This is a genomic window from Daejeonella sp., assembly GCF_044232565.1.
Taxonomy (GTDB): domain Bacteria; phylum Bacteroidota; class Bacteroidia; order Sphingobacteriales; family Sphingobacteriaceae; genus Daejeonella.
In genome coordinates, this window is record NZ_JBIILQ010000114.1 from 1 (window position 1) to 8470 (window position 8470).

Consider the following 8470-nt stretch of genomic DNA (forward strand, 5'->3'; position numbering starts at 1 on the left):
CCGCAAAATTTAAAATAATTGCAATGGGCTCGCGTAAAATAACCTGTACCGATCTTATAATGGAGTCTTGAATCGTTACCACGTCGGTCATAAATCTAGAGATTAAATCTCCCTTACGTTGGGTGCTAAAAAATTGAATATCGATGTCCGTTAGTTTTTTGAATAGCCCTGTACGTATCCTATTAACAATAATTAGTCTGAAATTCTCAATTACCCTTGCTGATAAATATTTAAATAGGTTGCTTAATAAAATTGATATTACAATGGAAATACTTACCATTTTTAAGGCACCAACCTTCCCCGAACTTTTAATAATTTCCTGAAAGTAATAATAGAATAAGTCTTTAAAATAAGTTATACTTAATTCGAATGAAGGAATAACGCTAATTTTTTGTTCTTGATTTTCACCTGTTTGATTAAATAAAAGTTCAAAAACAGGTATTAGTAATGTGAAATTTATTAAGCCGAATACGACTCCTAAAACCGACAATAAAAAAAATGGAATTGCAAATTTTTGGATAGGTGCTGCAAATGAGAAAAGTCGGAAAAAGGTCTTCATAAATTAATTTATGGAGTAAAGTTAATCATTTTGGAAGATATTTAATTTCGCCCCTTGATGATTGTTTGGCCAGCTAGCATTTTGTTCATTTTGATAATGACTTCATTTATACTCATTTTTGATCCCTGCTTGACCATTAAATTATTGAATCTTTTTTTCGAATCTTCAATATTTTTTAGATTACTTAAGAACATGGCGAAGCTTTTATAAAAGTAGAATTTTAAGCCAAGCCACATAAAGAGTAAATCAAAAAAAGTAATTTGTAATAGCCAAAAAAAGAATTTGATTTTACTTAAGTGAATGGCATGTACCAACATTCTGTTTCTAAAAAAGATGGCTTTTACCCAATTTCGGGTGCGATAGTTTTTAGTGGTAGAGGAGTGATCATGAATACAGTAGGATTTTGGGTCATAATAACATTTCCAGCCTAACCTCCAAGCTCTTAGTCCTAATTCAAAATCTTCACAATAAAACGGAGAAAAAATTTCATCAAAACCACCTATTTCTTTTATTTTTTTCGCATCAACTAATGCATTTGCGCCTGATAAATAGGCAGTTGGAGTTAGGAAATTCTCATCCTCAACATAAAAAAAGTTATTACTCTTTATTTTAAAGCCTGAGCTGTTTAAAAAGCGTGCTGTATCTTGAACTTCTCCTTTTTTTGCTCCAATAATCTTGCTCATTACACCAAAAGTATCTGGAAGTTCAAAATATTTAAACTGACTTTCGAAAAAGTTTGTAGTTAATTCGATATCAGTATTAAGGAGTAGGATTAAGTCTTTTTCAGCTTGAATAATGCCTTTATTACATGATGCTGAAAAGCCCTTATTTTGAACAGCACTAATTAGACGTATTTTCGGGTAGTTTTTTTCTAAAAATATTATGGAATCATCCTTTGAAAAATCATCAACTACTATAATTTCATAATCAATTTTTGCATGTTCTAATGTCCGAAAAACCGAAGGAAGGTTTCGTTCTAGTAGGTGTTTACCATTGTAGTTTGGTATGATTACTGAAATGCTTTTTCTAAGGCCAGAGCTTTCTATCATTAAACAATTTTATAGTTTTTGTACTCTCCTATTCTCCATCCAAATAGATCTTCTATTTTTTGTAAAAGGCGTCGTCTCAAGCCCATTTTCTTTTTAAAAAGTGTAGGATCTACTTCCAACTTCCAATTGCTATGTTCAATTCTCTTTTGCATATGGATTGGGTGTGTACCCCTAAATTTAATTAATCGGTCTGCATTTCCATACTCAAACTCCTGATTTACAGGGAGATTTTCTTCTATCCAACTATCTTCATGATAGAATTTATTGAAATTACGCACTTTGTTATCTAAGCCAGAAGGTGCTTGAACCCAGCCATAATGATACATGTAAGCATCAATTGCTTTAACTTTAAGCTTTTGATTATTTTTTCTAAAGCCTTGTGCGTCTCGATAAGAATGAACCTGTGGATTAAATTTTAATATTCTAACTTCATTTCTATACCAACGTCTGGAAGAGGCTACAAAATCATAAGAACCATAAAAGTGTAAGTATTTAAATAATAAACCTTCTGTATTTTTATCGTTTAAATGCTCTTTCATAGCTTTTTTTATCTCGGGGAGGTAATTCTCATGTACACACTCATCTCCCTGTATATAAAAAGCCCAATCGGTATCTTTTGAAATGGCTGCATAGGCCTTATCTGTTTCTTGTGCAAATGTTCTTCCTCCTTCGCGAATACTTTCATCCCATATCGTGTGAATGATTTTTATCTTAGTAGAATCAATGGCTTCAATAAGTTCTAAAGTATTGTCTGTAGAATCGCCAATGGCAATCACAAATTCATCGCATATTGGCAAAATTGAAAGTATGGCCTGCACGATAGGATAGTCATTTTTAACCGCATTTCGAATAAATGAAAAACCAGTAACTTTCATATAATTAAAAATATGATGCTAAGTTAATAAAAAAGCTAAGTTGTATAATTTGCATCAATTGCATAATGAATTAAAAATAATTACTTTGTGCCATGGAGCCAAGTAATCAAGATAACTCTATTTTAATTCAAGACTTTAAAAAGTTAGCTAGAAATTTAACAATTGTTGAAAATGATTTGTTAGGTTCAGATGATCTTTTGAAAGACCTTAAAACCTTAAATACCCCAGTAATTGGAATTACGGGTCCGCCGGGAGCAGGCAAAAGCACCTTAGTAAATGCCATGATCAATAATTTAAGCGCTCAGGGTAAAACCATCGCTGTTCTGGCTATTGATCCAACATCTCCTTTTAATCTAGGCTCTTTGCTTGGCGATCGTGTTCGAATGGCAGAACAATTTACTAAACCTAATGTTTTTATCCGTTCTTTAGCTACTAGGGGTTCACTTGGCGGACTCTCAGGAAAGACTATTGAGATGTGTGATGTGCTTAAGTCGGCAGGATTTGATTATATTTTAGTTGAAACCGTTGGTGTGGGCCAATCGGAAGTTGAAATTGCCGGACTTGCAGATATCAGTGTTGTTGTTCTTGTTCCGGAAGCTGGTGATGAAATCCAAAGCATGAAGTCTGGCTTAATGGAAATTGCAGATATCTTTGTGGTCAATAAATCAGATCGTGATGGGGCAGATACTTTTGCCAATAACCTGAAGAAATTAGTTCATCAAAGAACAGATTATATACCGGTAATTAATACAATCGCCGACAAACTGTCGGGCATTGACGAATTGATGGAGGCCTTAGAAAATCACCGGTTTAAAGATAATTCTCGTCGTTCTTTTCTACTTGCGGAAAAAGCGTGGAAGCTAATCCAACAAGAGAAAATGAAAAATATAAGCAAGATTAAGCTTCAAGAAGAAATAATTCTTGCTTCCCTTGATCCAGCATTTAATTTATATCGTTTTGTTGAAAAAATTCTTCTCAATACTAAGAATTCATAATCTCCTCAATTTCTTCCGCCTCGATAGGAATATTCGCCATTAGGTCAATATTACCATCCTTTGTGAGTAGAATATCATTCTCCAATCGGATACCTAAACCTTCACTTTGAATATAAATACCGGGTTCACAAGTGAGTATATTGCCTGCTTCAAATGATTTATATCTACTTGCAAAATCATGCACATCTAGTCCCAGGTGATGTGAAGTGCCATGCATGAAATATTTTTTATAAAGTGGCATTTTACTATCTTGTTTTGCAACATCGTGTTTATCGAGCAAACCAAGTTTAATTAGTTCAGACTCTACGATTTTTCCAACCTCATCATGGTAGTCATTCCAAATTGTGCCTGGTAAGAGCATTTTTTTTGCTTCTTTCATGATGTGTAAAACAGCGTTATAAACATCCTTCTGTCGTTTTGTAAAACGGCCGTTTACTGGAACCGAGCGACTCAAATCAGCGTTATAGTTTCCATATTCAGCACCAAAGTCGAATAAAATTACATCACCATCCTGACAGATTTGATTATTGTCGTTATAGTGGAGGATGTTTGCATTTTTACCTGATGCGATGATCGGATTATAAGCGTGCCCTGTTGCTCTTTGGCGTATAAATTCATGGATTATCTCTGCCTCGATTTCATATTCTGTTACACCCGGTTTCACAAATTTTAACACACGCCTAAAAGCATCATTGGTGATATCGCAGGCTTTTTGAGTCAATGCGATTTCAATATCAGATTTTATGGGTCTTAGATCACGTAGAATTGGTGCTGCGCGCTCATATCGATGTAATGGGTACAGATTCTTTAATTTTTCAATAAATCTGATATCGCGATAAGGTACCTCATGAACATATCTATCATTTTCATTGGTATTGAGGTAAATATGGTCAGCATAATTAATGATGGAATGCAAAATATTCCAAAAATCATCTAACCAAAAGATATTTTCTATGCCTGAAACCTTTTTTGCCTCCTGAATGGTGAGTTTGTGACCTTCCCAAACGGCTATTCGTTCGTTTGTCTGTCTTAAAAATAAGACTTCTCGATAAATTGGATTTGGGCAATCGGGAAATAAAATTAAAATACTTTGCTCCTGATCGATGCCACTTAGGTAGAATAAATCAGGATTTTGCTTGAATGTAAAAGGCTGATCGCCACTCCTTGGGAACTCATCACCCGATTGAAATATGGCTATTGAGCCCTTAGAAAGCCTTTTTGTGAAATTTTGACGGTTCAATTCAAAAAGTTGCTTATCTATCTGAGAATATTTCATAATTGTAATATTTTTAACCTCTAAACAAAAAAAATTGCACTTCGCGGCATATTAATCAAAAATAAAATATTTGGAATAGTATTTGATTATTTGCACAAGTCAAACTTATGACTATTTTTGTGTAAATTACACTTATGATTTTGTTAACCTTTAAAAAAAATTAATTATGAACTATTCTACATTAAAGAAAGCCTTTGTGTTTTCACTAGTAGCTCTATTGGGACTCGTTGAGGTTTCCAATGCTCAGAATGCTGCTAGTTCTACAGCCAAGGTATTTGGCGGTAGAGATCAGTACAGAACTTGGAATTTAGGCATTAACGCCGGAATTTTAGCGCCACACGTTGTTGTTGGCGGGATCAACGATTATAATAAATCAAACTTCAACTTAGGATATGGTTTTACTGTGCGTAAGCAATTAGGCCATGCTTTTGGTTTAGAGCTTGCTGGAGTAAGTGGTAAACTATCAGGAGAGAATGATGCTACTGTTGCACCTATCCCTGTTGGAAGTTATGCTTCATTCGAAACTGATTTAGCTATTGCAGCTTCATTATCAGCGGTAGTAAACGTGGCAACAGTTGATTTCTTGAAAAGAGAAAATGCAATTAACTTCACTGCAAAGCTTGGTTATGGAACTTCAAGATACTCTCCAAGAGCTCCTTTCGATTGGAAAGAGGTTGCTGGTGAGTATGATGGTACTGGAACTAACAAATATGTGAAAGAGCAATTTATACCAGTAGGTGCAGGTGTTAAGTTCAAAGTTTCTGAGCGTGTTAATTTCGACTTAGCTTATGTTATGAACTATGTTGATGGTGATAACGTTGATGCAACTTATGCAAAAGGTACTTCTAAAGATAAGTTTTCTTATACTTCAGCTGGTTTAGAATTCTCTTTGGGTTCTATTGCTAAGCCAAATTTAGACTGGGTTAATCCTCTTGCTTTAATGTATGATGAATTAAAAGATCCTACATTACGTCAAGAAGTTGAAGCTTTAAAAGGTCGTGTAAGTGTATTAGAAGCAGCTGATTTATTAAAAGATTCAGATGGTGACGGTGTTGCTGATAAATTAGACAAATGTCCTAATACTGAAGCTGGTGTTAAGGTAGACGGTTCTGGTTGTCCATTAGATGTGGATGCTGACGGTGTGCCTGATTCAAAAGATGCTTGTCCTACTGTTAAAGGTACTGCAGCATTAAATGGATGTCCTGAGTTTAAGGCTGGTTCTGCAATCGCAATCCAGTTCGAGTTTAACTCTTCAGTTTTAAGAACTTCTGCCTACTCAACTTTAGATAAATTATCTTCTGATTTGAAAGCAAACTCTTCAACAACTGTTCAATTAGATGGTCACGCTTCTGCTGAAGGTACTGATGAGTACAACATGTCATTATCAACAGATAGAGCTAACTCAGTAAAAACGTACTTAGTTAATTCTGGAATTGCTGCAAATAGAATTGCTGTAACTGCATATGGCGAAAGCCGTCCAGTTGCATCAAATGCTACTGAAGCAGGACGTGTTCAAAATCGTCGTGTTGAGTTCAAACAACAATAAACAATATTGTATATAAGCAAATTGTAAAAAAGAGTCCCGATTTTTCGGGACTCTTTTTTTATTTGATAATTTTGGCATTATGTATTTTTTCAGAAAAAAAAATCCCGACCGACCGCAAAATTTTAATTTGAAGGTCATGCATATTATAAATACAACAGCTATAATTATGTTCTTAGCTGGCATAATTTATAAATTGCTGGAGTGGTATGTCTTCTAATTTTGACTCAAAACTCCTAACGCATTCTTAATAGAACTAAATTATATGAAATCCATTATCCAAACAGAAAAGGCACCCGCACCCATCGGGCCCTATAGTCAGGCAGTTCAAGCAGGTAATATGTTATTTATTTCTGGGCAAATTGCATTAGATCCAGCTACAAATCAATTAATTTCTGGTGGAATTAAAGTTGAAGCTAAACAGGTAATGAATAATTTGGAAGCAGTACTCCAAACAGCTGGCTTTAATTTCGAGAATGTGGTAAAAACGACTATCTTTCTGAGTGATATGAATCACTTTGCAGATGTGAATGAGGTTTATGGCTCCTATTTTAGTTCTAACTTCCCTGCAAGAGAAACCGTAGCTGTACTTGGTTTGCCAAAAAATGTAAATGTAGAAATTTCTGTAATCGCTGTAAAAGCTTAAGCTTGAAAGGAGGAAGGATTAAATATTTTATCGCTGCATTTATTGCTGTAATTGTTTGGGGCTTTTTCTCAATTCCTTTACGCATGCTTCGGGATTATGATGCCGATCAAATACTGTATTACCGTATTTTTACCAGTTTAATATTAACCTGGCTTTATATTTTACTATTCAGGAAAAAGCAAATTAAATCCGATGTAAAATATATCCGAGAGGAAGATAAATTTAGTCGGAAAAAAATAATCTGGCTAAGCTTGCTCGCTGGTTTATTAATTACGGGTAATTGGTTCACATTTATTTATGCTGTAAATAACGTAAGTCTTAAATCTGCGGCCTTCGCTTATATGGTTTGTCCTTTGATTACTGCAATGGGTGGCTTTCTCATATTAAAAGAGCAGCTTTCAAGAATGAAATTGATAGCTTTAGCTATTGCCTCAATTAGTATACTTATTCTGGCTCAAGGCTCCTTTCTTGATGTGCTATGGTCGATATTAATCGCTGCACTGTATAGTTTTTATCTGATAATCCAACGCGTAATGTCAGGTGTCGATAAATTCAATATGCTAGGTTTACATCTGCTTATAGCCTCGCTTTTGATGCTTCCATTTTTCATTTCTGATTTTCAGAGCTTCCCAATGGAATTGTCTTTTTGGCTAACCATTATTATTATTTCTGTTTTCTTTACCATTATTCCCCTATTCTTAAGTTTATATGCTTTGATTGGCATGCCATCTTCCACACTGGGAATAATAATTTATATAAATCCTATTGTTGCTTTTGCAGTGGCATTTTTCTATTTTCACGAAGGAATTAGTTTACTTCAGTTATATTCTTATTCATTGTTGTTTATCGCAGTGATAGTCTTTAACTGGGCTACGATCAAAGAAATTTTATTTAAATCGCCGACTGCGAATAAGCCGGTAATTAGCCCTTAATTGGATTGGAAGACCAGATCTTAAAAACGTCTATCGAGTATTTAAAGGGAATTGGCTCTCAACGTGCTGAGATACTGAAAAAAGATCTTGGTATTTTTAGATATGAGAATCTTCTGGAGCATTATCCTTTCCGTTATATCGATAGAACGCGCTTTTATAAAATTAATGAACTTAATTCTGATCTTCCCGCTGTTCAGATTTTGGGACGCATTGTTTCTAAAGAAATTATTGGCGATAAACATGTAAAAAGGCTTGTTGCACGTTTTAAAGATGATACTGGGTTAATGGAGCTGGTATGGTTTCAAAGCATTCGCTGGATGGACAAGATTATTCAGCCAGGTGCAGTATTCATTGCTTTTGGAAAACCTACTCTTTTTAATGGCCACTTTTCTATTTCTCATCCTGAGTTGGAGCCTTATCAGCCTAATGCAGTTAGTCAGGGGAATCTTACTTTACAGCCTATTTATAGCTCAACCGAAAAACTCAAACAATTTAACTTAGATAGCAAAGGGATACAGCGTGCCCAAGCGGCACTTATTGATCAGTGTATCCGACAAATTAGTGAAACATTGCCGCTTTATTTGATGAAGAATCA

General features: G+C 34.7%; 10 protein-coding genes. 6 read left to right on the forward strand and 4 right to left on the reverse strand.

The genetic code is table 11. The features are described from left to right. The 3 genes from ACILQF_RS07565 to ACILQF_RS07575 all read right to left on the reverse strand — a co-directional run. On the reverse strand, nt 1-559 hold a 559-nt coding region (locus ACILQF_RS07565; RefSeq protein WP_395626812.1), incomplete at its 3' end, for an ABC transporter transmembrane domain-containing protein. Nucleotides 560-600: 41 nt separating this feature from the next. After that, nucleotides 601-1608, reverse strand: a complete 1008-nt coding sequence (locus ACILQF_RS07570) for a glycosyltransferase family 2 protein (RefSeq protein ID WP_395626813.1) — start codon at nt 1606-1608, stop codon at nt 601-603. Next, a complete protein-coding gene (locus tag ACILQF_RS07575) occupies nt 1608-2483 on the reverse strand; it encodes a glycosyltransferase family 2 protein (RefSeq protein ID WP_395626814.1) in 876 nt (291 codons plus the stop codon). Before ACILQF_RS07575 ends, ACILQF_RS07570 begins: the two co-directional genes overlap by 1 nt. Before the next feature lie 92 nt (nt 2484-2575). Between ACILQF_RS07575 and meaB the strand changes: the two genes are divergently transcribed. Next, nucleotides 2576-3478: a methylmalonyl Co-A mutase-associated GTPase MeaB gene (gene meaB / locus ACILQF_RS07580; RefSeq protein WP_395626815.1), complete on the forward strand. Its 903-nt coding sequence runs from the start codon at nt 2576-2578 to the stop codon at nt 3476-3478. Here meaB and ACILQF_RS07585 read toward each other — a convergent pair. Beyond that, nucleotides 3465-4754: an aminopeptidase P family protein gene (locus tag ACILQF_RS07585; protein WP_395626816.1), complete on the reverse strand. Its 1290-nt coding sequence runs from the start codon at nt 4752-4754 to the stop codon at nt 3465-3467. The genes meaB and ACILQF_RS07585 overlap by 14 nt on opposite strands. A 166-nt stretch (nt 4755-4920) precedes the next feature. Here ACILQF_RS07585 and ACILQF_RS07590 point away from each other — a divergent pair, with 166 nt between their 5' ends. From ACILQF_RS07590 to ACILQF_RS07610, 5 genes are all read left to right on the forward strand, one after another. Then, nucleotides 4921-6300 (forward strand): OmpA family protein, encoded by a 1380-nt coding sequence (locus tag ACILQF_RS07590; protein ID WP_395626817.1) that lies wholly within the window; start codon nt 4921-4923, stop codon nt 6298-6300. 79 nt (nt 6301-6379) lie between these two features. Next, on the forward strand, nt 6380-6517 hold the full coding sequence (locus ACILQF_RS07595) for a DUF6728 family protein (protein WP_395626818.1): 138 nt from the start codon (nt 6380-6382) through the stop codon (nt 6515-6517). Between the two features lie 45 nt (nt 6518-6562). Next, entirely contained in the window at nt 6563-6943 is a 381-nt protein-coding gene (locus ACILQF_RS07600) for a RidA family protein (protein WP_395626819.1), read from the forward strand. A 2-nt stretch (nt 6944-6945) separates the two neighbouring features. Next, nucleotides 6946-7875, forward strand: coding sequence for an EamA family transporter (locus tag ACILQF_RS07605; protein ID WP_395626820.1), 930 nt, complete (start codon nt 6946-6948; stop codon nt 7873-7875). A 5-nt stretch (nt 7876-7880) separates the two neighbouring features. After that, on the forward strand, nt 7881-8470 hold a 590-nt coding region (locus ACILQF_RS07610; RefSeq protein WP_395626821.1), incomplete at its 3' end, for an OB-fold nucleic acid binding domain-containing protein.

Bases quoted from the DNA above. Each gene is read 5' to 3' on its own strand.
- ACILQF_RS07570 (WP_395626813.1), bottom strand. From the start codon at position 1,608: ATGATAGAAAGCTCTGGCCTTAGAAAAAGCATTTCAGTAATCATACCA.
- ACILQF_RS07575 (WP_395626814.1), bottom strand. From the start codon at position 2,483: ATGAAAGTTACTGGTTTTTCATTTATTCGAAATGCGGTTAAAAATGAC.
- meaB (WP_395626815.1), top strand. From the start codon at position 2,576: ATGGAGCCAAGTAATCAAGATAACTCTATTTTAATTCAAGACTTTAAA.
- ACILQF_RS07585 (WP_395626816.1), bottom strand. From the start codon at position 4,754: ATGAAATATTCTCAGATAGATAAGCAACTTTTTGAATTGAACCGTCAA.
- ACILQF_RS07590 (WP_395626817.1), top strand. From the start codon at position 4,921: ATGAACTATTCTACATTAAAGAAAGCCTTTGTGTTTTCACTAGTAGCT.
- ACILQF_RS07595 (WP_395626818.1), top strand. From the start codon at position 6,380: ATGTATTTTTTCAGAAAAAAAAATCCCGACCGACCGCAAAATTTTAAT.
- ACILQF_RS07600 (WP_395626819.1), top strand. From the start codon at position 6,563: ATGAAATCCATTATCCAAACAGAAAAGGCACCCGCACCCATCGGGCCC.